The sequence below is a fragment of the Streptomyces sp. NPDC059080 genome (assembly GCF_042739975.1).
Classification (GTDB): Bacteria; Actinomycetota; Actinomycetes; order Streptomycetales; family Streptomycetaceae; genus Streptomyces; species Streptomyces benahoarensis.
In genome coordinates, this window is the sequence record NZ_JBHYGX010000041.1 from 17,962 (window position 1) to 42,647 (window position 24,686).

21 protein-coding genes and 1 pseudogene are annotated in these 24,686 nt (G+C 71.2%); 11 read left to right on the forward strand and 11 right to left on the reverse strand.

Annotation, left to right across the window (positions count from 1 at the left end; translation table 11 throughout):
- Positions 1 to 14 precede the first annotated feature (14 nt).
- On the reverse strand, positions 15 to 1,802 hold the full coding sequence (locus tag ACFWWQ_RS24760; protein ID WP_384600061.1) for a substrate-binding and VWA domain-containing protein: 1,788 nt from the start codon (positions 1,800 to 1,802) through the stop codon (positions 15 to 17).
- A 303-nt stretch (positions 1,803 to 2,105) separates the two neighbouring features.
- Between ACFWWQ_RS24760 and ACFWWQ_RS24765 the strand changes: the two genes are divergently transcribed.
- Together ACFWWQ_RS24765 and ACFWWQ_RS24770 are read left to right on the forward strand one after the other, a co-directional pair.
- Positions 2,106 to 2,849 carry a CPBP family intramembrane glutamic endopeptidase gene (locus tag ACFWWQ_RS24765; protein WP_384600063.1) on the forward strand — a complete coding sequence of 248 codons (744 nt, stop codon included), beginning with the start codon at positions 2,106 to 2,108 and terminating at the stop codon, positions 2,847 to 2,849.
- Positions 2,850 to 3,173: 324 nt separating this feature from the next.
- On the forward strand, positions 3,174 to 4,517 hold the full coding sequence (locus ACFWWQ_RS24770; RefSeq protein WP_384600066.1) for a flavin monoamine oxidase family protein: 1,344 nt from the start codon (positions 3,174 to 3,176) through the stop codon (positions 4,515 to 4,517).
- A 598-nt stretch (positions 4,518 to 5,115) separates the two neighbouring features.
- Here ACFWWQ_RS24770 and ACFWWQ_RS24775 read toward each other — a convergent pair.
- On the reverse strand, positions 5,116 to 5,940 hold the full coding sequence (locus ACFWWQ_RS24775; RefSeq protein ID WP_384600069.1) for a PhzF family phenazine biosynthesis protein: 825 nt from the start codon (positions 5,938 to 5,940) through the stop codon (positions 5,116 to 5,118).
- A 203-nt stretch (positions 5,941 to 6,143) separates the two neighbouring features.
- Here ACFWWQ_RS24775 and ACFWWQ_RS24780 point away from each other — a divergent pair, with 203 nt between their 5' ends.
- The gene (locus ACFWWQ_RS24780) at positions 6,144 to 6,806 is read left to right on the forward strand and encodes a PadR family transcriptional regulator (protein WP_384600072.1); all 663 of its coding nucleotides are present in this window, start codon (positions 6,144 to 6,146) and stop codon (positions 6,804 to 6,806) included.
- Between the two features lie 136 nt (positions 6,807 to 6,942).
- Here the strand turns inward: ACFWWQ_RS24780 and ACFWWQ_RS24785 are convergent, their stop codons facing one another.
- On the reverse strand, positions 6,943 to 7,371 hold the full coding sequence (locus ACFWWQ_RS24785; protein ID WP_384600074.1) for an SRPBCC family protein: 429 nt from the start codon (positions 7,369 to 7,371) through the stop codon (positions 6,943 to 6,945).
- Between the two features lie 407 nt (positions 7,372 to 7,778).
- Between ACFWWQ_RS24785 and ACFWWQ_RS24790 the strand changes: the two genes are divergently transcribed.
- A complete protein-coding gene (locus tag ACFWWQ_RS24790; RefSeq protein WP_384600077.1) occupies positions 7,779 to 8,312 on the forward strand; it encodes a Clp protease N-terminal domain-containing protein in 534 nt (177 codons plus the stop codon).
- Positions 8,313 to 8,400: 88 nt separating this feature from the next.
- Positions 8,401 to 9,525 carry a DMT family transporter gene (locus tag ACFWWQ_RS24795; protein ID WP_384600080.1) on the forward strand — a complete coding sequence of 375 codons (1,125 nt, stop codon included), beginning with the start codon at positions 8,401 to 8,403 and terminating at the stop codon, positions 9,523 to 9,525.
- 180 nt (positions 9,526 to 9,705) lie between these two features.
- On the opposite strand, the gene ACFWWQ_RS24800 is transcribed toward ACFWWQ_RS24795, so the two are convergent.
- Both ACFWWQ_RS24800 and ACFWWQ_RS24805 read right to left on the reverse strand, forming a co-directional pair.
- Positions 9,706 to 10,365 (reverse strand): FMN-binding negative transcriptional regulator, encoded by a 660-nt coding sequence (locus tag ACFWWQ_RS24800; RefSeq protein WP_384600082.1) that lies wholly within the window; start codon positions 10,363 to 10,365, stop codon positions 9,706 to 9,708.
- Between the two features lie 10 nt (positions 10,366 to 10,375).
- Entirely contained in the window at positions 10,376 to 11,092 is a 717-nt protein-coding gene (locus ACFWWQ_RS24805) for a pyridoxamine 5'-phosphate oxidase family protein (RefSeq protein ID WP_384600085.1), read from the reverse strand.
- Between the two features lie 35 nt (positions 11,093 to 11,127).
- On the opposite strand from ACFWWQ_RS24805, the gene ACFWWQ_RS24810 reads away from it, so the two are divergent.
- Complete coding sequence (locus tag ACFWWQ_RS24810) at positions 11,128 to 12,459, forward strand: aminotransferase class I/II-fold pyridoxal phosphate-dependent enzyme (RefSeq protein WP_384600088.1); 1,332 nt, start codon at positions 11,128 to 11,130, stop codon at positions 12,457 to 12,459.
- A gap of 84 nt (positions 12,460 to 12,543) precedes the next feature.
- Here the strand turns inward: ACFWWQ_RS24810 and ACFWWQ_RS24815 are convergent, their stop codons facing one another.
- Positions 12,544 to 13,665, reverse strand: coding sequence for an EamA family transporter (locus ACFWWQ_RS24815; RefSeq protein WP_384600092.1), 1,122 nt, complete (start codon positions 13,663 to 13,665; stop codon positions 12,544 to 12,546).
- 74 nt (positions 13,666 to 13,739) lie between these two features.
- Here ACFWWQ_RS24815 and ACFWWQ_RS24820 point away from each other — a divergent pair, with 74 nt between their 5' ends.
- Positions 13,740 to 14,690 carry a LysR family transcriptional regulator gene (locus tag ACFWWQ_RS24820; protein WP_384600095.1) on the forward strand — a complete coding sequence of 317 codons (951 nt, stop codon included), beginning with the start codon at positions 13,740 to 13,742 and terminating at the stop codon, positions 14,688 to 14,690.
- 69 nt (positions 14,691 to 14,759) lie between these two features.
- Here the strand turns inward: ACFWWQ_RS24820 and ACFWWQ_RS24825 are convergent, their stop codons facing one another.
- Positions 14,760 to 16,301: an acyl-CoA synthetase gene (locus ACFWWQ_RS24825; RefSeq protein ID WP_384600098.1), complete on the reverse strand. Its 1,542-nt coding sequence runs from the start codon at positions 16,299 to 16,301 to the stop codon at positions 14,760 to 14,762.
- Positions 16,302 to 16,700: 399 nt separating this feature from the next.
- Positions 16,701 to 17,195 (reverse strand): pyridoxamine 5'-phosphate oxidase family protein, encoded by a 495-nt coding sequence (locus ACFWWQ_RS24830; RefSeq protein ID WP_384600101.1) that lies wholly within the window; start codon positions 17,193 to 17,195, stop codon positions 16,701 to 16,703.
- A gap of 449 nt (positions 17,196 to 17,644) precedes the next feature.
- Between ACFWWQ_RS24830 and ACFWWQ_RS24835 the strand changes: the two genes are divergently transcribed.
- Both ACFWWQ_RS24835 and ACFWWQ_RS24840 read left to right on the forward strand, forming a co-directional pair.
- Positions 17,645 to 18,325: an isochorismatase family protein gene (locus tag ACFWWQ_RS24835; RefSeq protein ID WP_384600104.1), complete on the forward strand. Its 681-nt coding sequence runs from the start codon at positions 17,645 to 17,647 to the stop codon at positions 18,323 to 18,325.
- Between the two features lie 397 nt (positions 18,326 to 18,722).
- The gene (locus ACFWWQ_RS24840) at positions 18,723 to 19,331 is read left to right on the forward strand and encodes a restriction endonuclease (RefSeq protein ID WP_384600107.1); all 609 of its coding nucleotides are present in this window, start codon (positions 18,723 to 18,725) and stop codon (positions 19,329 to 19,331) included.
- 169 nt (positions 19,332 to 19,500) lie between these two features.
- Here ACFWWQ_RS24840 and bla read toward each other — a convergent pair whose 3' ends face one another.
- Positions 19,501 to 20,424 (reverse strand): class A beta-lactamase, encoded by a 924-nt coding sequence (gene bla, locus ACFWWQ_RS24845; protein WP_384600110.1) that lies wholly within the window; start codon positions 20,422 to 20,424, stop codon positions 19,501 to 19,503.
- Between the two features lie 158 nt (positions 20,425 to 20,582).
- On the opposite strand from bla, the gene ACFWWQ_RS24850 reads away from it, so the two are divergent.
- Positions 20,583 to 21,476 carry a LysR family transcriptional regulator gene (locus tag ACFWWQ_RS24850; protein WP_384600114.1) on the forward strand — a complete coding sequence of 298 codons (894 nt, stop codon included), beginning with the start codon at positions 20,583 to 20,585 and terminating at the stop codon, positions 21,474 to 21,476.
- 187 nt (positions 21,477 to 21,663) lie between these two features.
- Positions 21,664 to 22,566, forward strand: a complete 903-nt coding sequence (locus ACFWWQ_RS24855) for a serine hydrolase (RefSeq protein WP_384600118.1) — start codon at positions 21,664 to 21,666, stop codon at positions 22,564 to 22,566.
- 52 nt (positions 22,567 to 22,618) lie between these two features.
- Here ACFWWQ_RS24855 and ACFWWQ_RS24860 read toward each other — a convergent pair.
- Both ACFWWQ_RS24860 and ACFWWQ_RS24865 read right to left on the reverse strand, forming a co-directional pair.
- Positions 22,619 to 22,864: pseudogene (locus ACFWWQ_RS24860) on the reverse strand (LLM class F420-dependent oxidoreductase); the annotation flags it as partial.
- Positions 22,865 to 23,095: 231 nt separating this feature from the next.
- Positions 23,096 to 24,046, reverse strand: a complete 951-nt coding sequence (locus tag ACFWWQ_RS24865; RefSeq protein WP_384600122.1) for a S1 family peptidase — start codon at positions 24,044 to 24,046, stop codon at positions 23,096 to 23,098.
- Positions 24,047 to 24,686 lie beyond the last annotated feature (640 nt).

Here is a 24,686-nt window from a genome sequence, read left to right on the forward strand (position 1 = left end):
TCCGGTCGCCCGTGCTATCCCTGCTCTGCGCTGCCCGCGGCGACGATGGCCTGCTGGATCACCTCGCCGATCTGTGACGGGTCCTCGACCTTGTGGGCGGAGCCGCCGGTCGGGGCGCACATGCGGTCCAGTGCCGACCGGTCGGCCTCCGGGCCGAGCGCGAGGGCGATCAGCGGTATCGGCCGCCCCGGGTCCGTCAGTTTCTTCACCTGCTCCACCAGGCCGTCCAGCCCGATGCTGTCGGCGTCGTCGTCCGTGCCGTCGGTGACCACCACGACCGCGTTGAACTTCCCCTCCGCATACGACGACCGGGCCTCGCGGTACGCGGCGAGCGTGGTGTCGTACAGCCCCGTGCGGCCACCGGGGACGGGCGCGAGCTTCCGCAGGGCGGCCGCGAGGCCGTCACGGTGGGTGGAGCCGCCGGAGTCGCGGCCGCCGAGCCGGGTGGTGGGGGACATCTCCAGGTAGTCGCGGGAACCGTCGAGCACCGTGGCGAACTTCCACAGCCCTATCTCGTCGTCCGGCGTGAACGTCGTCAGCGCCTGGAGCAGCGAATCCCTGGCCAGCGCCATCCGTGACCGGCCGCCGCTGCCCGGCACCGCGAGCCCCATCGACGACGAGGCGTCGACCACCGTGGTGAGCCGGGCGTTCTGCACGGTGACCGTCCACATGCCGAGCAGCGCCCGGATCTCCTTGGCGGACGGCAGCGGGTCGGCGTCCTGGGTGTACGGCTGGGGCACGCGTCCGCCCGCCGCACGGGTCACCTTCTCGTCCGCCCTGCCGTGGCCCGCCCGGAAGCCGTGGGCGCGTAGCACCTGCTGACCCTCGGGCGTGGCCAGGAGGGTCATGAAGCGGCTGGCGGCGCGCGACTGGTCGGCGTCGAGCTGGTTCTCGTCCACGAGGGTGTACGGGTAGTCGAGCTGGACGGTGCCGTCCGCGGGGTAGAAGAGCTCCAGCCCGGGCCCGGCGGCGGCGCGGTTGTGCGCGAACGCGGCCTGTTCTGAGAGGAGCACCGTCTGATTGCGGTGCGGATCGGCTGTCTCGGCGTCGGAGGCGTCACGCGGCAGCGTCGCGGCGAGTTCTTCGTCGCCGCCGGCGAGCCGCCGGCGGAGCATCTTGGCGACGGCGGCCGTCCGGCTCTGTGCCGTGCCGGCGTCCTCGCCCGTTTCCTCCTTCCGGTAGGCGGCGTCGATGCGCGAGAGCACGAGGAGTCCGGTGGCGCTGCGCGCGGGGTCGGCCACCCCGAGCGGCAGAGTGCCGTCGTCGGCAGCCTTCGCCATCGCGGCCCAGCCGTACGTCTTCTCCGGCCAGCCCAGCTTCTCGGCGGCGGCGGGCACGGCACCCAGCGCGAGGGGGGAGGCCGCGATCGTCCCGCTGGTGGTCAACGGCGTGCCGCTGGCCGCTTCCACGCGGTCCTCCCAGAGAGTGGAGTCCGGTATCCACACCTGGAATTCGTTGTGTGCCGGGCGCTGCGCGAGTGAGTCGGCCACCTCTGCTCCGGAGCGCGCCGTCACCTTGACGTCCAGGCACTTCCCGTCGGTCCGTGTCTCATCGCGTTGTGCCTGCTCCGCCACGTCGTCGAGGGCCGGGGTGATGTCGGGCGAGGCGACGACATCGAGCCGGACGGAGTCGCCGCCACACGGTTTGCCGAACGGCAGCAGATCGGCGCGCAGCACCACCACCGTGCCCGCCGCGAGAGCGAGGACCAGCGCCGTGGCCAGCACGACGGTGCGGCGGCGCGTGCCGGGCCGGGGCCCCGCGCCGTCCGGTTCGGAGCTGTCGGGCAAGCTGTGACGTCCCATCGCGGTAGCGCCTCTTCTGCGTCTCGGGGCTCGATCGGGACTCGGCGGAGGTGGGGCGCACCACGTGGACGGCGCCTGCCCCGGCCTGTCGCGCGATCTTCGTACCTGGTGCGGCGACCCTAGCCGGGCAGGCATGGCACGGGTGGCGGTATCGCGGAAGTGGTGGAAGCGATGGATGCGCAGGCAGGAGCGCGAGCGGAGAAAGCGGTGGAAGTGAAGAAATCTGTGGGGTCGGATGTGGACGTCCGTGGCGAGGCTGACGTACCCGGTGATGGGCGCCCGGGAGAGCTCCTGTCCCGGAAGATGCTGCGGAACGAGACGCTTCTGGTGCTGGCCCTCTCGCTGGGGGCCAGCGGTGTGTCCGCGCTGATCAGTTTCCTCGGCGCGGTGACCCGCTCCGACGGCCTCAAGGAGCAGGCGGCGATGCTGAACGGCTCCCACGCGCCCGGCCGTCCGTGGCTGGACCTCGCTTGGCAGCTCTTCGGGATCACGGCGGCGCTGGTGCCGGTCGCCCTGGTGGCGCATCTGTTGCTGCGAGAGCGGGTGGGTGGGCTCCGTGCCCTGGGATGCGACCGGGGGCGTCCCGGGTTCGACCTGGGGCGCGGTACGGCGGTCGCCGCGGTGATCGGCGGCAGCGGACTGCTGCTCTACCTGGGCGCGCGGGCGGCGGGCTTCAACCTCACGGTGGTGCCTGAGGCGCTGCCGGATGTGTGGTGGAAATTCCCCGTGCTGATCGCCTCCGCCGTGCAGAACGCCGTCCTGGAGGAAGTCATCGTCGTCGGCTACCTGCTGCGCCGCCTGGGGCAGTGGGGCTGGACGCCGATGGCTGCACTCGCCGCCAGCGCCGTGCTGCGCGGCTCGTACCACCTCTACCAGGGCATCGGCGGCTTCGTCGGCAACATGGTGATGGGCGTGATCTTCGTCCTCCTTTACCGGCGGTGGGGCCGCGTAGGCCCGCTGATCGCCGCACATGCCCTGATCGACATCGTGGCCTTCCTGGGATACGCGCTGCTCGCGGGCCGGGTGGACTGGTTGCCGACGCTGTAGGCGCAGGGCGCGGGGTGCGCCGGATGGATGCGGTGCGGGTGAGCTGTTCGGTCTGGTTCGTGGCTCGTTCCAGGGGGATGGCCCGGTGGCCCGGAGCAGGTGGTGCACGTCGGGCGTTGGCGAGCCGGACCCGAAAGGACCGGGGTGCGGAGGTGGGCCGACAGCGGCGATTTTCCGCGGTGGGGGCCCTGCGGGGGCGGTTGCCCATACCGGGTGAACCGGGCCATGAGCGGTGTGGCGCGCCCCATGGGCCCGCCGCCCGGCCATGATCCTGAAGGTGCCGTCGGCCCGTACGGCGCAGGCCGGGCGGAATGAGACAGGGAAGTGGTGACCGGAGTGAGCGAGCGCGACGCGGTGGTTGTCGGCGCAGGATTCGCGGGCCTCAGCGCCGCGCAGGAACTCCACCGGGCGGGCTGCGACATCCTCGTACTGGAAGCCCGCGGCCGGGTCGGCGGGCGGGCCTTCACCCGCTTTCTGCCCGACGGCACCCAACTCGACCTGGGCGGACAGTGGATCTCCTCCGGCCAGCCCCGGATCAGCGAACTGGTCCGCCACTACGGCATCGCCACCTACCCGACCCCGCAGTACGGCTCCTCGGTGATCGACTACGACGGGGAGCACCGGACCGCGCTCCCGGACGAGGTGACCGCGCTCCTCCGGGAACTCGACACGCTGTGCGGGCATGTCCCCGTGAAGAGCCCGTGGACCGCCGCCGACGCGGTGGCCTGGGACCGGCAGACCTTCGGCACCTGGCTCGATGAGACCGGGGCCCCGGATGCCGCGAAGCGCTACGTCGGACGGGTCATCTCCGGCGGACTCCTCGCCGGAAGCCCTTCGGAGACCTCCCTGCTCGAAACGCTCTTCTACCTGGCCAGCGGCGGAGGGACCGAGGCGCTGCTCGGCTTCCGGGGCGGGGCGCAGGAGACTCGTATCGTCGGCGGAGCGCAGGAGATCGCCGAGCGGATGGCCGCCGATCTGCCCGACGGCACCGTCCGGCTGTCCGAGCCGGTCGTCGGCATCGCCCACGACCACACCGGGGTCCGCGTCACCACGACTCTGGGGGAGTACCGCGCGGCGCGGGCCGTGATCACGCTGCCGCCCGTGCTCGCCGGGAGCCTCCGCTACGACCCGCCGCTGAGCGCCCCGAGGGCAGGTGTCTTCCAGCGTATGACGGCCGGTACCGCGCTGAAGGTCCATGCCGTGTATTCCGAGCCCTTCTGGCGGGACGAGGGGCTGTCGGGAGTGTCGACGTCGGCGACGGGCGTGCTCACGGAAACCGTCGACAACACGCCGCCAGAGGCCCCGAGGGCGGTGCTGACCGCGTTCGTCTACGGCGACGACGCAGCCCACCTGCGGGCCCGTCCGCCCGGAGAGCGCCGGGAGAGCATCACCCGCCGCCTCGGCGAACTGTTCACCGAGCGGGCGGCGGAACCGCAGGAGTTCGTCGAGTTCGACTGGCTCGCGGAGGAGTGGACCCGGGGCTGTTTCTCCGGGCACTTCACCCCCGGTGGATGGACGGCCTTCGGCAACGCTCTGCGTCTGCCGGAGGGGGCGCTCCACTGGGCGGGCACGGAGACCGCCGTGCATGGAAACGGTTACTTCGAAGGAGCCGTCGAGTCCGGCCGTCGCGCTGCCCGGGAAGTGCTCCACGCCCTCGGCTCCCGCTGAGACCGCGCCGATTGGTCTGTGGTCCCGCGCCGCGTACCGGGGGTCGGACGCCGGAGCCGTGCGGGCGTCGTCCACCGGCGGTGCAGCCGCGCCCGTCCGCTTCCTGCCGGGGCGGATACCCGAGGGCTGTGCCGTCGTCCTCCGGGACGCACCAGGCAGACCGCGGCGTCTTCCCGAGAGGCCCGAACTGGGCGCTACCGGTGGTTCCTGCAGACCGGTGGTGTTCGGTGCGGAGGAGAGAAGCAGGCCGCTCCCCGTATCGGACTTCGGCCCGTTGGGCGGTTCCCTCCCCGGCAGCCCCGCTCCTCCGGTTCCTGAACAGTTCGGCGGCGTGTGGTGTGACATCGCTGCTACCTCTTTCCCCCGTCAGATCCTCGCGCTGGCCGCCGCCTCCGGCGCCGACCAGATCTTTCACGAAGAGAAACACCGCCATCCCGCCGCTGGTTGCCGCGAACGCTCACGAGTGCCGAGAAACGGCAGGGGGCGGCCTGACGAAGGCTCGGACACGACCGGAAGCAGCGCAGTGCGGTGCCCCGGAAAGGTCCCGCGGGACGGGGCACCGCATCCATCGGGACGGGGCACCGCATTCATACGGTATTCAGGGCGTGGCGAGGAGTTCCCCGTCGATCACGGTGACGGCGGAGCCGATCAGCAGGGTGCGGTCGCCGCGCAGCTGGGTGTGGATGAGGCCGGTGCGGGCACCCCCTTGCAGGCTGGTGAGGCTGTCCCGGCCGATCCGGGCGGCCCAGAACGGCGCGAGCGCGGTGTGCGCGCTGCCCGTCACCGGGTCCTCGTTGATACCGACATGAGGGAAGAAGCAGCGGGCCCGGACGTCGTAACTGCAGTCGGTCGTGTCGGCGCGCGCGGTGGCGATCACACCCCTGCCGTCGTGCCCGGCCAGCGCCGCGAAGTTCGGCGACAGACAGTCCACGGCCTCTTCATCAGCCAGCTCGACCAGTAGGTCGCCGAGCTGCGGACCCGTCTCGTACGCGCCGCGGATCGGGGCGCCGCCCAGCCCGCGGGTGACCGACAGCGGAACCTTCACAGGGGTGAGCGGGGCGGTCGGGAAGTCCAGGGTGAACGTGGCGTCGTCGTTCGCGGTCGTGGTCAGGACACCGCTGCGGGTGGCGAAGCGGACTGTTCCGGTGGCCGCCCCGGTGGTGTGCAGGACATGCGCGGTGGCGAGCGTGGCGTGCCCGCACATGGTGACCTCGGTGGTCGGAGTGAACCACTTCAGCGCCCAGTCCGCCTCGCCACCGGGCGGCAGGGGATGGGCGAACGCGGTCTCCGACTGGTTCGCCTCCCGGGCGACGTCCTGCATCCAGTACCTGGAAGGGAAGTCATCCGAGTCCGGAAGGACAACTCCCGCCGGGTTGCCGGTGAACGGGCGTGTGCTGAACGCATCGACGATACGAATCCTCATGCCGAGGACCCTAGGCCACCCGATCCGCCACAGTTCAGGGCCAATCCCGAGAAATTGGCATGACGGTGGGTGGCATCGAGGCGTGCTCACCCTTGTCAAAAAAATAAATACCGATATATCGTTGACGCATCGCGATCAGTCAATGAAATGGTTGGCCGGCGACCGGTTGGCCACTGGGTCACCGGCTGGCGAAAGGACAGCTCATGCGATCCCACGGACATGGACACGGACAGGAAAACGGATTCGGTCGCGGCCCCTGGGGCGCCGGTCGACACGGTGGCCCCGGCGCCGGTGGCCCAGGTGAACCGGGCGGATTCGGTGGCTTCGGCGACCGGTTCGAGGGCCGCCGCGCCTTCGGGCCCTTCGGGCCCCCCTTCGGTGGACCGCAGTTCGGCGGTGGCCGGGGGCGTGGCGGGCCGCGCGGCCGCGCCCGGCGCGGCGACGTGCGCGCCTCGATCCTCGCGCTGCTCAAGGACCGCCCGATGCACGGCTACGAAATGATCCAGGAGATCGCCGAGCGCAGCGGCGGCGCCTGGAAGCCCAGCCCCGGCTCGGTCTACCCGACCCTCCAGCTCCTGGAGGACGAGGGCCTGATCGCCAGCGCGTCCGAGGGGGGCAAGAGGCTCTTCTCCTTGACGGAGGAGGGGCGCACGGAGGCCGGCGGCGGCCCCGAAGCCCCCTGGGAGGAGGCCGGGCGTGGCGTCGACTGGGAGGCCATGAACGAGATCCGCAAGGCCGGCGGGGGTCTCGTCGACGCCTTCCGGCAGGTGTGGGCGACCGGCACCCCTGAGCAGCGGGAAAAGGCGATGGCGGTGGTCAACAAGGCGCGGAAGGAGCTTTACCTGATCCTCGCCGAGGAGGACTGAGGGCCGGGGGTGCGCAGCACCCCGCCCCGGCGTGCGGATACCCGCCCCGGCGTGCGCGAGCAGCCGCGCGCCGGGGCTTCGCCGAAGTCCGTGCCGCGGCCTCTAGAGGGGCGCGGCGCGAGGGTCGGGGCTTGCGTCAGGCGACGAGTGCGGCGAGTTCGCGCAGTGACGTCTGCAGCGCCGAGCTCGCGGAGTCCTTGAGCTTTCCGGCCATCAAGGACACCGCGGCGCCGGAGAACTTCCCGTCGATGCGTACCGTCGTCGCCCCGCCGTCCGGCTCCAGCGCGTACCGCATTGCCAGCGTCACGCCCATCGGGCCCTTGCCCTGGATGTCCAGCAGCCGCTCCGGCTGCAGTTCCCGTACCGTCCAGCGGACCTCGGCCGGGAAGCCCATCAGCTTCATGTTTTCCTCGTACTCCGCGCCCGTCTCCAGCGGATCCGGCCCGCCTTGAGGGAAGTCGGTGTGCGTGGCGTTCCACCGACCGTAGCCCTCGAAGTCGGTGAGCTGCTCCCAGATCTGCCCGGCTGGAGCCTCGATGCGGACCTGCGCGGTGACTGCGGCCATATGACCACCCCTTTAGGTGACGACATGCCTGACGGGTCCGCGGAAGGTATCCGCACCGGCGACAACCTTCCATACTGATGGCCCGTCAATGCCGACGATCAGCCAAGCCACACTTGTTCCTCCGAGAGCCACAGCGGCGTGGCCGCCCGCCGGATGAGCGCCGAGGTACGCCACGGCGGGATGCTGCACTGGGCGGTGCTCCCTCGTAGGTCCGTCACGGGAGGACATCGGGGAGCAGCGGCCGGGTTTCCCGGCGCAGGGGTGGCTTCCGGATATTTCGCCCTCACGGCGCCCGCTTCTCCTCCGTAAGGAGGAGAAGTGACGGGCTTCTCCCCAACCATGGTGGGATGTGTAAATGCTCCCCACCGGGGATGCCCGGGCGTTTCGTGGCTGGTGGGGTGGTAGGCGTGCAAAACCGTACTGCGTACAGCGGCGGGGAGGTCCCCGCGCGGGTGGATATGGACGCACAGCTCACCGTTGAGCTGGCGTCGGTGATATCCGCTGCCCGCCGACGGGCCACGCGGGACGGTGATCGTCAGGTCGACACCGCACACCTCCTGCACGGTCTGCTGGAGTGGGACCCGGCCGTACGGGATGCCTTCGACGGCGGGCCGCCCCAGATCGCCCGGCTCCTCGGCTACCTCGTCCAGCGCAGCATCGGATACGGGCTCCAGTGGCACGGCACCGTCGAGGATTCCGGCGCGGTGCCCATGGTGGCCGAGGGCGGCGTACCGGGGTGGTCGCCCGCCGCGGCCGCAGCCATGGACGGTGCCCTCGATCGCGCGCACGCCCGCTACGCCCTCCGTGCGGGTTGCCTGGATCTGCTGGCCGCCTTGGTGGACGATCCCGAGTCCCGTGCCGTCGAGGTGCTGCGCCGCGCCTCCGTCGACACCACGCGACTCGCGGCCCGCCTGGATGGGGACGCCGCCGACCTGGGGTGATGGCCAGCTGACGGCTGCCCCGTAGTCCGGGAGACGGGACGAGCCGGTAAGGGGTGACTCTGCCAGTGGCGCCTGTCATGATGACCCGATGCACGCGTCTTCGGGGAGCCCTGCCGCTACGAACGCCCGGCCGGGTCGGGGTACTCACGGCGCCGGGGGATCGTCCGCGCCCCCTCCCGTACCCGGGGCGGAAGGGCACACGGCCACCGCGGGCCGAGGGACGAGCCTGGCCCTCGCGCTGCTTTCCGCCGTCGCCTTCGGCGGCTCCGGTGTCGCCGCCAAACCCCTGATCGAGGCGGGACTGGAGCCCCTTCACGTCACCTGGCTCCGTGTCGCGGGCGCCACCCTGGTGATGCTTCCCGTGGCCTGGCGCCACCGCTCCCTGGTGCGACGGCGGCCCGCGCTGCTCGCCGGATTCGGGCTGCTCGCCGTCGCGGGTGTCCAGGCGTGCTTCTTCGCCTCACTGTCCCGGATCCCCGTCGGTGTCGCGCTCCTCATCGAGTATCTGGCGCCCGCCCTGGTGCTCGGCTGGGTCCGCTTCGTCCAGAAGCGGCCGGTCACCCGCGCCGCCGCGATCGGTGTGATCCTGGCCGTCGGTGGCCTGGCCTGCGTTGTCGAGGTGTGGTCCGGGCTCAGCATCGATGCACTGGGACTCGCTTTCGCCCTGGGCGCCGCCTGCTGCCAGGTCGGCTACTTCGTCCTTTCGGACCACGGAACCGATGGCGAGGAGACCGTCGATCCGCTCGGCGTCGTCGCGTACGGGCTGTTGATCGGCACCGTCGTCCTCACCGTGATCGCCCGCCCCTGGGGGATGGACTGGTCGGTACTCGGCGGGATGACCTCGATGAACGGCACCGATGTCCCCGCTGCGCTGCTGCTCGCCTGGATCGTGCTGGTCGCGACCGTCCTGGCCTATCTCACCGGTGTGGTGGCAATCCGTCGACTGTCGCCCCAGGTCGCCGGTGTCGTGGCCTGCCTGGAAGCGGTGATCGCGACAGTCCTGGCCTGGGTGCTGCTGGGCGAACATCTCTCCCCTCCGCAGATCTTCGGCGGCGTCGTGGTGCTGGTCGGCGCCTTCATCGCGCAATCGTCGACGCCGACGGCCGGGTGCCAGGAGGAGACCACTGTGGTCGCCGGGTCGCCCGGAGCCGTGGCCACCGACAGCGCGGACGCGACGGGCGAGCGCGAGCGCAGGGAACGGCTGCCCGACTGAGGCGGTGCCGGTGAGCGCCGGTCGTTGCCGGAGTGCGGCAGCCGCCAGGGAGCACCCCGGCGCCCTCGGCGGGTGGGCTGCCAGGTGGTGAAGTCGGGCGGTTGCCCCGGACGGCGAGCGCCCGGCCACACCATGTGCCGCGCCCCAGGTCGCCTGCCCTCAGTACGGGACGCGGGCACCTCACGGCGTCCGGGTGCGCCCCTCGCGAGCGGCTGCGAGGCGACGTTGTTGGTGGACGCGGGCGGCGGCATCGCCCGGCGCGTTCCGCTCGGCCAGCCGATCGGATATGCGCTGCTGCACGGCCTCGGACCGCTTGCCGGCGTACTTGAACTTGGCCCGTACCTCTCGTACCTCCAGAAGCAGCCCCCGGATTCCCGCGAGCTGACGGCCGTACGGTGCCTGGTCGGCGGCGACCTGCGCGGAGCCTCCCTCCGGCTGGAAGTGATCCATCTGACGTTGCAGCAGCACGGCCTTGGCCTCCGGGTCGTCCACGATGCGGGCGTGACAGGTGAGTTGCACGGCCGCGTAGAAGCTCGTGGGGACGCCGTGCTCGGGTGGCTCGTCCTCGGTGGCCTGCCAGGGGCCAGGGATGAAGGTGTAGTCGTCCACCACGCTCAGCAGCACGGTCGGCGCCGCTTCCAGCGCGGGCCAGATCGGATTCGGCCGGGCGAGATGGGTCACGACCTCACCGCTCCCGGGCACGTACGCGAAGTGCATCGGCTGGACGAGCGGCGGCGCGCCCGGCGGGCCGTTGACCGCCAGCTGGCCGAAGTCGTGTCCGGCGAGCCAGTGCTGCCATTCGCTGTCGTGGGTCGGGGCGTCCCAGGGGTGGATCAGCACGGAAGGCTCCTCATCGTGCGGTGAGATACGCCGGCTCGGGAATGCCGGGGGCCTGGGATTCCGACGGTATGGGGGTGCCGTACACGGGGGCCACGGGCAGTACGCCCGCCCAGTGGGGGAGCGCCAGGTCCTCGGGCTCGTCGTTCGGGCCGCCGGTGCGGATCTTCGCCGAGACCTCACGCAGATCGAGCCGGATGACGGCGGTGGCGGCCAGCTCCTTGGCGTTGCCGGGCCGGGAATCGGTGGACCTGCCGGGGAGTACGTGGTCGACGAGGGCGTCGAGGGCCGCGGTCTTCTCCTGCGGGTCGGTGACCTGGCGGGCGGTGCCGTGCACCACCACGCTGCGGTAGTTGATGGAGTGGTGGAACGCCGACTTCGCCAGCACCAGGCCGTCCACATGCGTCACCGTGACGCAGACCGCGAGGCCGGGGTCCGGCTCCCCGGCCGCCCGTAGCGGTCGCGAACCTGTCGAACCGTGCAGGTAGAGGCGGTCGCCGACCCTGCCGTAGAGCGTGGGCAGGACGACCGGTGCGCCGTCCCGCACGAATCCCAGATGGCAGACGTATCCCTCGTCGAGGATCGCGTGGACGGTCTCCTGATCGTAGGCGGCACGGTCGGCGGACCGGGTGGGAACGGTCCGCTCGGTCCGCGCGTACTCCTGAGGGGCATCGTCGGCGGGGGAAGCAAAGGGGATGTGCAGCCGGTGGCGCGACGGGGTCCGGGACATTGCCAACTCCATTGCACTAGTGCATAATCAATTTTGTGCTAGAAGAGTATCGGATCGAAGGGCGGCGCGCATCGGAAATTGCCGCCAGCGTCGAGCGAGCCGTCGGTGCCGGTGAGCTCCAACCGGGCGAAGTCCTTCCCCCGCTGCGGGAGTTGGCCGTCTATCTGGAGGTGAATGCGAATACGGTCGCCGCCGCGTACCGCACGCTGCGGGACCGTGGGGTGATCGAGACGGCCGGGCGACGCGGCAGCCGTATCCGTCCGCGGCCTGCGAGCACGGCGCGCGACGCGATCCGGGTCGAGGTACCGCCGGGCGTCCGGGACGCCTCTGCCGGGAACCCTGATACGGCGCTTCTCCCCTCATGGGAGGAGGCGGTGACGGCCGCCGCGGCGCGCAGTGCCGGGCGGCCGGTGCTCTACGGCGCGCCGCCGGTCGACGGTGCCCTTGAGTCGATGGCGCTCGCCGCACTGGCTGAGGACGGCGTCCCTGCCGGGCCGATAGCGCTGACCAGCGGTTCGCTCGACGCCATCGAGCGAACGCTCGCCGTGCATCTGCGACCGGGGGACACGGTGGCGGTGGAGGATCCGGGCTGGGGCAGCCTGCTGGACCTCATTCCGGCACTCGGCCTCCGCCCCGCCCCGGTGGCCGTCGACGATGAGGGGCCGCTGGCGGCGGAGTTGGCGCGGGCGCTCGATCAGGGGGCGCAGGCCGTCGTCGTCACGGACCGGGCGCAGAACCCCACCGGAGCGGCCGTGAGTCGGGCGCGCGCCACCGAGTTGCGGAGCCTGTTGGGGGCACACCCCGGAGTCCTGTTGATCGAGGACGACCACGGTCACGGCATCGTCGACCTTCCCCTCCACCCACTCGCGGGCGTCACCGACCACTGGATGCTGGTGCGCTCGACGGCAAAGGCGTACGGCCCGGACCTGCGGCTGGCGGTGATGACCGGCGACCCGGCGACTGTGGACCGGGTCCGTGGCAGACAGCGTCTCGGTCCGGGGTGGGTGAGCCATCTCCTCCAGCACACCGTCGCCCATCTGTGGCGCAGCTCCGCCGTTGACCCGGTGGTGGTGGCCGCCGCGTATGCCGAGCGGCGGAACGCCCTTATACGCGCACTGGCCGCGCGCGGGGTGCCCGCCCGAGGGCGGAGCGGCATGAACGTCTGGGTGCCGGTCCCCGATGAGACGGGAGCGGTCGCCCGTCTGCTGCACGCCGGTTGGGCGGTGGCGCCAGGTGCGCGCTTCCGCATGCAGTCACCGCCCGCGATCCGCATCACGATCTCCGGCTTGACCTCTGCCGACACCGAGCCGCTGGCCGAGGCCGTCGCGGCCGCCATCGGCTCCGGCGAGGCGCGACGCTACGAATGAACGGATGGGGGCCGCGCCGAGGCGGCCCCCATCAGGAGCGGGCGAGGTGTCAGGACGGAGACTGACCGGCCACCGCGTCGCCGGTCAGTCTTCGTCGGGTGTCCCGCCTGCCAGGGCCGCATGGGGTACGGGCGCGGGTGCGCCGGTGTCCGGGGCGGCGGGTGGGCCGGTGGGGGAGGTGCGGGTGCATGTGACAGAGCCGGACCGTTCCGCGGAGTGCGGAGGTGTTTCGGAGCGGCCCGGACCCGAGGCCACGACGGGCGAAGGGGTGGAGCGGCGTGGCTTGCTCTGCGTGAGGGCGGCGCCGGCGAGCACGATCAGGGCGCCGACCGGCGTGTTCCAGCTGAGCTGCTCACCCAACAGCACCACCCCGGCGGCCGTGGCGATCACGGGAATGAAATAGGTGACCATCTGTGCCGTGGTGGGGCCGATTTCGGCGACCAATCCGTACTGCAGCAGGAACGCGATGCCGGTACCCAGTGTGCCAAGGGCGATGACGGACAGCACGGGCCAGACGGGGAAGGCGGTCGGCGCGCTGGTGAACAATGGCGTGACCACCGCGAGTTGCGCGGTCGCCAGCAGCAGCTGTGCGCTGGAGAGGGAGAGATGGGAATCCTGGGAGCCGCCCAGCGTACGGCGCACATAGATCCAGCCGATCGGGTAGCAGAGGGAGGCGCCGAGGGCCATGGCGGTGCCCGTCAGGTCCGTGCCCGTGAAGCCCTGCCATGCGCCCAGCACGGTCAGAACGCCCAGGAATCCCACACCCAGACCGGCCACTCGGCGGCGCGTGGGGCGGTCCTCGGACAGGGCGACCACCGACAGAGCCATGCCCCACAGCGGCGAGGTGGCGTTGCAGATACCGGCAAGCGTGGAGGGGATGGTCAGCTCGGCGAAGGCGAAGAGCGCGAAGGGGAGCGCGTTCAGGAAGAGCGCTGCCACCGCCAGGTGTGCCCAGGTACGCGCCGAACGCGGTAGCCGCTGCCGCTTCACGAGGAGCACGACCAGCAGCACCGCGGCGCCGCACGCCACCCTGCCGAGCGTCACCTGCAGGGGCGCGAAGCCCTCAGTGCCGACCTTGATGAAAAGAAAGCTGAAGCCCCAGATCAGGGCCAGTACGGCGAAGCGCAGCCGCCAACCGGTGGGCGAGGAGGCGGCTGGGGAGGGAGGGGCGGCGACGCGCGTCGCGCGAGAGGCGGTGGTGCTCATGCGCACCACGATGAGCCGTGCAACGTCGTAGCACAAGCGAGAATATGTGGGGGGTATCACTTAGCATTGCTTACATGTTGAACCTTGATCGCCTCCGGACGCTGAACGCGGTGGCGCGGCACGGTTCGGTGAGCGCGGCGGCCGACGGGCTGCATGTGACGACATCGGCCGTCTCCCAGCAGATCGCCAAGCTGGAACGGGAGACCGGGCAGCAGCTGCTGGCGAAGAACGGCCGGGGCGTCCGCCTCACCGACGCGGGCCGTCTCCTTGCCGACCACGCCGCCCGCATCCTGTCCCAGGTCGAGCTGGCGGAGGCAGAGCTGGAGGCGCGTCGCGGCCAGGCCGTCGGGGAGCTCCGGCTCGGCGCCTTTCCGACCGCTGCCCGGGGACTCTTCCCGTCCGCACTGGTGAGGCTGAGCCGAGCCTATCCGCAGCTCCGCTCCCATCTGACGGAGTTGGAGCCGGACGAGTCGGTACGGGGAGTGGTACGCGGAGACATCGACCTCGCGGTCGTACTGGATTGGTACAACCGCCCGCTGTCCCTGCCCGACGGTCTCGCCAAGGCTCCGCTGCTGGACGATCCGGCGGATGTGGCCATGCCCTCGAACCACGCGCTGGCCCGCCGCCGCACCGTCGAACTGGAGGATTTCTCCGACGATGCCTGGATCTCCTGGCCACAGGGGGAGTTCTGCCACGACTGGCTGATGTTCACCCTGCGCAGCAAGGGCATCGAGCCGCGCATTGCACACATGGCAGAGGAACATCACACCCAACTCGCCTTGATCGCCGTCGGTCTGGGGGTGGCGGTCGCGCCGCGTCTGGGGCGCGGTCCGGTACCGGAAGGGGTGAGCGTGGTGCCGGTGGGCCACCAAATGCGACGCCACGTCTACGCGATCTGGCGCGCGGACGCGGACCGCCGCCCCTCCATCCGTGCCGCCGTCAACGCCCTGCAGACAGCGGGCAAGGAGGTGGAAGGCGCGGCGGATACGTCCTCGAAATCCCGCCCGGGCGGCGGCACCGAGTGAACGGCGGGGCATCGCGGACACCGCGCTCCCCGGGCAGGTGCCGCACCGGAGGGCCTTCGGGCGGAGCTATCACAAACCCAGTTGGCGTTTGAGGATCTTTCCCATGTCGTTGCGTGGCAGGGCGTTCAGGAAATGCACGGTGCGCGGGCGTTTGTGCGGGGTCAAGTGGCGGGCGACGTGGTCGGACAGCTCATCGGCGGAGGGCCGCGCGGCATCGTGTGCCATGACCACCCAGGCGACGATCCGTTCGCCGAGGTCGTCGTCCGGCTCACCGGTGACGGCTGCCTCGGCCACCGCCGGATGCGCCAGCAGAGCATTCTCGATCTCACCGGCGCCGATCTTGTATCCGCCGCTCTTGATGAGATCGGTCGCCTTCCGGCCGACGATGCGGTAGTTGCCCTCGGTGTCCCGCACTGCCATGTCGCCGGTGCGGAACCACCCGCCGTCGAAAGCCCCGGCGGTCGCGTCCGGGCGGTTGAGGTACTCGACGAAGAGGTTCGGGCCGCGCACCTGGATCTCGCCCACGGTCTCGCCGTCGGACCCCGCGACGTCCTGGCCCGCCTCGTCGACCAGGCGAAGATAGACGCCGGGCAGCGGCACACCGACCGAGCCGGTGGCCGACGGGCCGTCCGCCCGCACACTGGTGTTCATCAGCGTTTCCGACATGCCGTACCGCTCGATCACCCGGCGCCCGCACGCCGCGGTGATGCGTTCGTGGTCGGTCAGCGGCAGCGCCGCCGACCCGGAGACCAGCAGCCGGGCGGCGCCCAGGGCAGCGGCGAGCGCCGGATCGTCACCAGCCTCCATGGCGAGACGGTGATACATCGTCGGAACACCGAACAGCATCGTCCCACCGTCGGACAGGCCGCGGGTCACGCCTTCCGTGGTGAACCGGCCCAGATGGTGGAGGCTGCCGCCGCGCCGCAGTGGCCCCAGGACGCCGAGGATGAGGCCGTGGACGTGGAACAGCGGAAGAGCATGGACGAGTACGTCGTCAGCAGTCCACTGCCAGGCGTCCTCCAGCGCGTCGAGGGTGTGCGCGACGGCCCGGCGGGGGAGCACCACACCCTTGGGCGGCCCTGTGGTGCCGGAGGTGTAGACGATCAGCGCCGGAGCCTCGTCCCCTGGTTCGTGCGGGAGCACCGGCACCTTTGGGGGCGCCGAGGCGCCCGACTCCGGCGTCCGTTCCGGTCCGTCCGTCAGCCCGCTTTCCGTGATGCCCCGGCCATCCGCTTCTTGCGGAAACGCCAGCTCGGCGGTGGCGGTCCTGACGTCGAGGCGGGGGAGCGCGGCGAGCGCGTCGGGCAGTACGGCACCCGGTTCGGTGAGGACGAGGTCAGGGGAGCTGTCGGCCACGATGTGCGCCAACTCGCTCGCCCCGATCTTGGGGTTCACAGGAATCGCGGGCACCCCGGCCAGCAGCGCCGCGACCACGGCCACCGACGTCTCCAGAGTCGGGGTCGCCCACACCGCGACGCGCGTTCGCCCGCCGAGATGTTCGGCGAGCGGTATGGCGACTGCGGCGAGTTGGCGATAACTCAGCGTGCGGTCGCCGAAGCGCAGCGCGGGCGCGGGAGAACTGTCACGCAGCGCGGGGAAGAACACGTTCACCGCAACTCCTCCATCCTTGTCGGCGCCCGGCCGCACCGGGCCGCAGCTGCCCACCGCCCCGCGGCCGACACGGCGCGGACCGGTGCTGTTGAGCTGACCCGTCCACTCTCGCAGAGACCACTGACATCGCATGCACGGGCCGACGCCCGCGCCTTTCCGGCGTGGCTCGTCGCCCACGTCGGCTCGGGGGTGAGTCAGGGAGATCCCCGAGCGGAACAAGGGATTTCCCTGATTACGGACAGCAGCGACGAAACCTAACGTGAAGGCATGACAACAGCCGAGATGAAACCAGCAACACGCTTGGACGGGACGGAAGCAAGGGGAGAAGTGGGCGCGACGCAGCGCAAGTTCGTCACGGCCGGCCCGCCGGTCGTACCGGCCGGAGCAGGTCCGGTGCGATCAGCCCCTCGGCATCTTCCGGAAGTCCCACGAGACGGCGGTGTCCGGTACGAGACGCAGCCAGGCGTGCCGGCCGTCGTGCGGCATGCTCTCCAGGTCGAAGTACTTGAACGCGAACAACCGCTCCGGGACGTCGAGTTCCGGGCACGGCTGGCCGGTGCGCGGTGCCTCCCCGACGAAGACGGCCCGGCCGGACAGCTCGACGCCGCGCAGCTCCCCGTATGCCTCGCCGTCGTCGATCACCACCGAGAGCCGGGGGTCGTTCCGCAGTTGCCTCCAGCGCTTGCTGCGAGTGAGCGAATACAGCCAGAGCGCCGTGCCGTCCCAGACGAACCACAGCGCGCCGATGTGGGGAGCGCCGTTCCCGCTCACGGTGGCGACGCGGCAGGTCCGCTGCACGGCGAGAAAGGCATCGCGTTCGTCGGCCGTCATCATGATCCGACGCCCGTGCCGCTGCGTGTCAGCCGTGCCGCCGTCTTTCGTGGTCTCCGTCATGTGAGTCGCCTCCGTCGTCGCCGTCGGCTTGAGGTGCACCGTGCCGTGATGGGGGGTGGTCGGGGAGTCCGTGACATCCGTGCTTGATCTCGCCCGGAAGGAATCGGGGGTGTGCCGGGGCGGCCGAAGCTTGGCCGGGCGGTCGCAGTGGAGCGTGGTGCATCCGTGGGCCAGGGCGGACCGATTGCCAGGCCGGGCTGTGCCGACCGGCAGGTGGCCGGTGTCCCTTTCCCGAATCGAGTTCCCTTTGGTGGCGATGTGGCGTTCCTTGCGCCGTTGATCCTTGGATCCTTGTCAATTGAAAACTGATGGGCCGTCAGGAATGATTGCGTGTGCGCGACGCAGGATGCAAGGGCATGCGGTAGGTCTCCGGCGGGGCCGGTCGGCGGGTGAGGCCGGTCGGGAGCTCCAGTCCGGAGATCGCTGAACGCGCAGAGGATGGGGCGGGGATGGCGGCGGACGCGAGACTCATGGCGCAGGTGGACCCGGCGACGACGGTGTTGCTCACCGTGGAGTGCCAGCAGGGCGTTGTGGGGACGGAGAGTGCACTGCCGGAACTGGCCGTGGCCGCACGGGAGTCGGGGGCGCTGGGCAATGTGGCGCGGTTGGTTGCCGCGGCGCACGGGTCCGGGGTGCAGGTGATGCATGCGCTCGCGGTACGGCGCCCGGACGGCCGGGGGGCCAGCCGCAACGCCAGGCTGTTCCGGGCTGCCGAGCGGTTGCCCGTACAGCAGGTCGTCGGCACGGCCGCGGCTCGGATCGCCGCACCGATAGCGGTGTCGGAGGACGACCTCGTGGTGCGGCGGATGCATGGTCTGTCGCCGCTGGCCGGTACGGATGTCGATGCCCTGTTGCGCAACCTCGGCTGCCGCACGGTGGTGATCACGGGAGTGTCGGCGAACGTGGCGATCCCGAATGCCGTGTTCGACGCGGTCAACGCCGGATATGTGGCGGTGGTACCCGAGGACGCGATCGCGGGTGTGCCGGCCGCGTACGTCCCCGCGTTGGTCCGTCACTCCCTGGCCCTGGTGGCCACGGTGACCCGGACCAATGACGTGGTGGCGTGCTGGGAAGGCCCGCAGAGGCCGACGGAGAGCGGAGAAGGAAGTCCTGTGCGGGGTGGAATATAGGCCGTATGCCCAGCGTGTCAGGCTGCCCTGGAACGGCACGGCGGCCTGAAGGCGGCAGGCGGCAGGAGGCAGGCGGCGCCGAGTTCACGGTGCACATCCACGACGACTGCGCCGCTCAGCTGGACGTGAGGGGCTGACAAGGGCGACAACTCGCTCGGCCGAGCACGACAACCGGCCAACATGCCGGGCTTTGCGCCGGTCGGGTCCGTAGTCCCAGCACACTGCAGGGATTGCCTGGCGGGCGCCGGCCTCGATGCGACCTGCCCCCATCGAACCGGGGAGACCGATGGCTGCACCGGCACAACGACGTTCCTCGACCCGTAGCCGTCGGACCGGCGCTGTGCGACGGCCCTCCGCTGTTCGTCGTCGGCCGGTTGCGCGGGCCCGGCGGCGTACTGTGCGGCGGCTGAGGCGCGAGGTCACCCTGGGGCGCTTCGTCGTCGGTGTGGGGGCGCTCATCGTCGTCATCGCGACGGTCCGGGCCCATCCCGTCGTCTGTGGCCTTCTGGGGGCTCTGGTACTCGGGGTGGCCGTGACCGTCCACCGGATGCGCGGCGGCCGTTTCCGGGAGTCGAGGGCGCGTGCTGATGCTCGTACGGGTGGCACCCACAGCATCGCCGCATATCAGCACATGAGCGGGAGCCAGTTCGAGCATGCCGTCGCGGATCTCGCGCGTCGCGATCCGGGGGTCCGTGCCGCCACGGTGTCCGGCGGCGCCAACGACCGGGCGCTCGATGTCCTCGTACAGCTCGCCGACGGCCGTCGGATCGCGGTCCAGTGCAAGCGGTTCGCGGCGGGGAACCGGGTCGGTGCGCCCGTCGTCTACGCGGTCAACGGGACCTACCGTGCCTACCACCGTTGCGATACCGCGCTCATCGTGACGACCAGCGACTTTACGCAGGATGCGCGGCGGGCCAACGCCGAACTCGACCAGCCGCTGCGTCTCGTCGACGGTCGGACGCTGAGCCGGTGGGCCGCCGGTGGGCGTCCGCCCTGGTACCCGTAGGGCACGGAGCCGCACCGCCGCTCTCCAGATGGGCCCGGTGAGCGTTCCCGGGGCGAGCCCCTCATGTCCGTGAGCGGTCCGGGACAGTGCTGCCGGCGGTCCGGCCCTGGGCGGGACTGCGTTCTTCACGGCGCAGCCCCGCCCGGCGGCACCCGCCCGCCGCGTCCGGCTACTTCAGCGTGCGGGCGACCACCGACGCCGCTTCGGCGATGAGTTTGTCGTCGGGGGTGGCGTCCTCCGCGTCGCGGCTCGACAGGATCGACACGACGATCGGGGAGGAGTGTGCGGGCCACAGGACGGCGATGTCGTTGCGGGTTCCGTAGTTGCTGCCCATGCCGGTCTTGTCGCCGACCACCCAGCTCTTGGGCACACCGGCCCGGATGAGGGTGTCGCCCGTGGTGTTGGTCCGCAGCCAGGTGGTGAGCTGTGCGCGCTCCGCCGGGCGCAGCACCTTGCCGAGGACGTAGGCGCGCAGATCCTTGGCCAGGGCCCGGGGTGTGGTCGTGTCACGGGTGGACTTCGGATCCCAGGTGCTGAGCAGCGGTTCGGGGCGTTCCATCCGCGTCACCTGGTCGCCCAGCTTCTTCAGCGCCGCATTGAGACCCTTGGGGCCGCCGAGCTTGTCGAACAGCAGGTTCGCGGCGGTGTTGTCGCTGTAGCGGACGGCGGCGTCGCACAGTGCCTGCAGCGTCATCCCGGCCCCGACGTGCTTCTCCGTCACGGGGGAGTTGGGGACCAGATCGTCCTGCGAGTACCTGACCACCTCGTTCATCCCGCTCAGCGTGCTCTGCTTCAGGACCTCCCCGGCGGCCAGTGCCTTGAACGTCGAGTTGAACGGGAAGCGTTCGCCGTCGCGGTAGGCGACCTCGCGGCCGGTGCCGGTGTCGACGGCGTAGATGCCCAGCCGCGCGGAGAACTTCTGCTCCAGTTGCCGAAGGTCTTGGGCGATCGGCCGGGCGTGGGACGGTGCGACCGTCGCGGACGGCGCCGATGCCTCCGCCTCGGCGCTGCCGGTGCCGCAGGCGACGAGTGGGACGAGGAGCAGGGTGGCGAGCGCGCCGCGAACGGCACCCCGGGCACGGAACGGTTGCATGGTCTGACCTCCAGGCGCCTTGCGGGCAGGGCGCATCGGGGACGGGCGGGCCCGTCCCGGTGGGTGATCGGGATTGCACGACCACTGTTGCCCCCGCCCGTCATGCAGTCCAATACGCCGACGCACGGTTCCATGCCGATCTGGCATAGGGTCCCGGAGTGGATCTCGTGGGGGCGTGCAGTGCGTTTGTCAGCGTCAGCGAGCGCGGCAGTTTCACCGTGGGGGCGGCCGCCGTGCGGATGTCCCAGTCGGTGGCGAGCCGCCGGGTAGCCGCGTTGGAGGAGCACTTCGGGGAGAAATTGTTCGAGCGCACCGCGCGGCGGGCCGTGCTGACGGCGTTCGGCCGCGAAATGCTCCCCGTTGCCCGGCAACTCGTCCAGGCTGCCGATGTGTTGCTGCACGAGGCGGAGGCCGCGCGCCGTCGGCCGTGGCGGCTCGCGGTGCCCGCCATCTGCCCGACCGCCGACCGGGCACGCCTCGTCGCGGAGGCGCGCGGGCACGGCGTCACCCTCGACCTGCGTCCCGAGGCCCCGGCGCGGCGGCAGGAACTCCTCCACGCCCACCAGGTGCGCGCCGGAGTGCTCGCCGTGCCGCCGGACGGCGCGACCTGGACGGTGCCGCTCGGCCTCGCCGCCGCCGACGACTCCGGCCCACGCCGCGTCCACCTCGAAACGCTGCGGGTCGGCCGCGCCGCCACCGGCCCGGCCCGGTGCGTCTGGATCCAGCCGGAGGACGACGTACCGCACATCCGCGATCCGCTCACCCGGCTGCGGGACGCGGTGGGGCTGCGGCCCGCCCAGCTCGTCACCGCGACCGATCTGACGACGGCGGCAGCGGAGGTCCTGACCAGTCGTGACCTGCTGCTCTGCTCCCCGGCGCAGGCCACGGAGCTGGCGCTGCACTGGCGGCCGCTCGGCGGGATCACGCTCGCCCGCGGTTACGCGCTCGCCGCCGCGGAGGGCAGCGGCCGGCACATGGAGGCACGCCTGGGCGATGCCCTCGCCCGCTGTCTCGGCGTCGACCGTGCCACCGGCACCGGGGCGGACTCGTGAGGGCCGGGACTGCGCACGGCCGCGGAGCCCGGACCGTCCGGGCGCGCCCCTCGAACCGTCCCGCGCAGACCGGTACCTGACCATCTCCTCGGCGGGCCGGCGACACCGCGCCGTCCACCGCCACACCGCCCGGCCCCCACCGACCGGGGTACCCCACCGTCCCCGCCCCTACCGCCCGGAGCCGTCCATGAGTACCGAAGCGTTGCTGCGCGAACTGCGTCGCGACCTGCACGACGGCGGCCTCCACGGCTGTCTCCTCGTCCGTGATCTGCACACCGGCGAGGAGCTGGGGATCGAGCCGGACGCCCAACTGCCCGTGGCCTCCCTGGTCAAGGTGCCGCTGGCGCTGGCGACGGTCGAGCGCATCCGGCGGGGCGAACTCGACGGCGCGACGATGCTGGACGTGGCGCCGGGCCGGATCACCACTCCCGGCCCCACCGGGCTGAGCCGCTTCCGGCACCCCGTACGGATCGCCCTCGACGATCTGCTCTACCTGAGTACGTGCGTGAGCGACGGGACGGCCGCCGACGCGCTGTTCGGCCTGACCCCGCCCGCCCGGGTCGCCGCGATCCTCCAGGAGTTCGGCCTCGTCGGCATCACCGTCCGGCACGGGATGCGGGAGCTGTCCGAGACGCCGGAGGAGCGGTTCGACGCCGGGCAGGCCCATCTGGCGCACGCCCTCGCCATCGACGCGGGCACCAGCGGCCGCGGCCACCGCGTGCCGCAGCTCGACACCACCCGCGCCAACACCGGCAGCGCCCGCGCCTACGCCGACCTGCTCCAGGCGCTGTGGACGCCCTCGGCGATCCCACCGCAGGTCGCCGCGCGCGTCCGGGAGCTGATGAGCCACCATCTGCTCCGCCACCGCCTCGCCCCGGACTTCAGCTCCGACGCCACCACCTGGTCCTCCAAGACCGGTACGTTGCTCAACCTCCGGCATGAGGCGGGCGTGGTCGAGCACGCCGACGGCCAGATATTCGCGGTCGCCGTCCTCACCGAGTCGCTGGTCCCGGCGAGCGCCCAGCCCGGGGCCGAAGCCCTCATGGGCCAGGTGGCGCGTCGGCTCCGCGACCACCTGCGGCAGTTCTGAGCCCGCGGAAGCGGCCCGGTGGCGCCCGGTCCGGCGTACGCCCCGGCGCGGGTCAGCCCCTGGCGACCGGACCGCCCGCCAGTTCGCCGAGGAGTTGCCAGGTACGGCGGCGGTCGGCGTTACCGGCGCTTTCCGTACCGGCGAACACCACCTCCGTGGCGCCTGCGTCGCGGGAGCGCCGTACTTCCTCCGCGACCGTGCACTCGTCACCGATCACCGCGACGTCTGCTGCCCGGCGGCCGCCCGAGAGCCCGATGACACGGGCGTACGAGGGGATCTGCTCGCCCTGCGCAAGCCGCCGGCGGAAGCGACCGAGCAGGTCGGCACGGGGGAGAGGAACAGCCGGTGAAGGTACGTGTGCTCGGGCGTGAGGAGGACTCCCTCGACTACGTCCGCTACTGCGCCGAGAAGGGTTTCACCCCTGCGTTCGTCGAACCTTGCTCACTGGCTGGGGTCGAGCGGGCGTCCTGGCAGGAGGCCGTGGTGGCCTCGGCGAGCGCGTCGGTGGACCTCTGGTCCTTCGACGACGTCATTTCCTTCCGCGATGGCTACCAGGTGCAGACCGAACTGCTGAGAGCGGCGCGGCGGCTACGCCGGCAATCGCCGCGGTGTTGTCGTTCGTGCCGGTCTTGGCGAGGTCGGAGCCCTTGGCCGCAGTCGACAGAGCACTGTTGCTCTTCATGGTCTTGTCGATCCAGCCGGCGTAGACGGGCGCGCTGGTGTAGAGGCCGGGGCCCTGCGAGCACGGCACGTTCGGGGCGCCGGGCCCCGAGGTGACGCCGATCAGCTCCCAGCGGCCGCCCCGGCCCTTTTGGACCTGGGGGCCGCCGGAGTCCCCGAAGCACGCCATGGCCTTGGGCACGGTGGTGATCGTGCACAGCCGGGTCCGGTCCGCGTAGCCGGGCGCGCACTCGGAGATGGCGCCCCTGCGGGTGTTCAGCTCCTGGAGCCGGTCCGGGAACGTGAACTCGGTGTCGACGGTGGTGCCGAAGCCCAGGAGCCGGGTCGGTGTGCCGGGCCGTCCGGCCTGTGCAGCGATCTCGATGGGCTTCCCGGCGACCGGGCGGTCCAGGCGTATCAGCGCGATGTCGTTCTTGTTGGCGACTTTGCCGCCGCCGTTCACATAGGCGGGGTGGATGAAGGTCCGGTCGATCTTGCGGACAGTGCCGCCGGACGTGCGGTGGGCGCTGCCGACGCGCACGATGCCGTCCAACTTGAGGCCGTCGCCCTTCACGCAGTGGGCCGCCGTCAGTACCCACTGCCGATCGATCAGCGACGCCCCGCAGTTCCCGTCGTGCAGACCGTGCTCGGGGGCCGACTCCGGGATGGTCGCCATGAACGGGTAGCTCTCGGTGGAGTCCGACCCGTTGACGATGGCTCCGGCGCTGCCTGCCATGACGGTGGCGCAGGCCGCGGCGGCGAGAGCGCCGACGGCAGCCGTGCGGGCGGTGCGGCGGCGCAGCGGCGTGAAGCTGAACACAGAGGGTTCCCTTTTCGCTTGGTGGATCCGTATGCATTCAGCCTCGTTGTGCGATGCCTGCCGGACCATCCTGGCAGCGGGCCGGTCGATGGTGGGGGCAGCCCCCCTCTGCACTGGGGAAAACTCGGGGCCCGGACTGTGACTGCCCGGCGAAGGACTTCGCAGAGCGCCGGAGAAGCCCCCCCGGAGGGAGTCACCGGCCCGGGATCCAAGACGCAGACGTACGCCCTACCCGCGCTCGTGCACGCCGTACTGGAAACCGGCTGCGACGCGGAACGGCCGAAGCTTCGACATCTGCGGCATGAACAGCACCTTTCACCAGGAGCATCCCAATGCTGTCCCAGTAAGAACCGCAGTGCTGTCAAAACTCGGGTTCTGGCTCAACTTCCGTGACGTGGTGACTGACTGCCATGACCCGTGAATAAAGCCATCGGTATGACGTACGAAACCCGGCCTCTCCCGAGCGGAGGGCCAGGCTTCTGGCTGCTCGGATACAGAACGCACATGCGCGAACGTGGGGGGGGGGCCCCGCCCCCCGGGGGGGGGGCGGGCAAAAGGGTGGGGGGGGCGGGGGTTGGGGGGGGTTGGTGGTTGATAGGGGGGTGGTGGGTTGGGTGTGTCAGGGGAGCGCGGAGGAGAC

Coding starts and splice junctions, on each gene's coding strand:
- ACFWWQ_RS24760 (WP_384600061.1), bottom strand. CDS start 1,802: ATGGGACGTCACAGCTTGCCCGACAGCTCCGAACCGGACGGCGCGGGG.
- ACFWWQ_RS24765 (WP_384600063.1), top strand. CDS start 2,106: ATGCTGCGGAACGAGACGCTTCTGGTGCTGGCCCTCTCGCTGGGGGCC.
- ACFWWQ_RS24775 (WP_384600069.1), bottom strand. CDS start 5,940: ATGAGGATTCGTATCGTCGATGCGTTCAGCACACGCCCGTTCACCGGC.
- ACFWWQ_RS24780 (WP_384600072.1), top strand. CDS start 6,144: ATGCGATCCCACGGACATGGACACGGACAGGAAAACGGATTCGGTCGC.
- ACFWWQ_RS24785 (WP_384600074.1), bottom strand. CDS start 7,371: ATGGCCGCAGTCACCGCGCAGGTCCGCATCGAGGCTCCAGCCGGGCAG.
- ACFWWQ_RS24795 (WP_384600080.1), top strand. CDS start 8,401: ATGCACGCGTCTTCGGGGAGCCCTGCCGCTACGAACGCCCGGCCGGGT.
- ACFWWQ_RS24805 (WP_384600085.1), bottom strand. CDS start 11,092: ATGTCCCGGACCCCGTCGCGCCACCGGCTGCACATCCCCTTTGCTTCC.
- ACFWWQ_RS24815 (WP_384600092.1), bottom strand. CDS start 13,665: ATGAGCACCACCGCCTCTCGCGCGACGCGCGTCGCCGCCCCTCCCTCC.
- ACFWWQ_RS24820 (WP_384600095.1), top strand. CDS start 13,740: ATGTTGAACCTTGATCGCCTCCGGACGCTGAACGCGGTGGCGCGGCAC.
- ACFWWQ_RS24830 (WP_384600101.1), bottom strand. CDS start 17,195: ATGACGGAGACCACGAAAGACGGCGGCACGGCTGACACGCAGCGGCAC.
- ACFWWQ_RS24835 (WP_384600104.1), top strand. CDS start 17,645: ATGGCGGCGGACGCGAGACTCATGGCGCAGGTGGACCCGGCGACGACG.
- bla (WP_384600110.1), bottom strand. CDS start 20,424: ATGCAACCGTTCCGTGCCCGGGGTGCCGTTCGCGGCGCGCTCGCCACC.
- ACFWWQ_RS24855 (WP_384600118.1), top strand. CDS start 21,664: ATGAGTACCGAAGCGTTGCTGCGCGAACTGCGTCGCGACCTGCACGAC.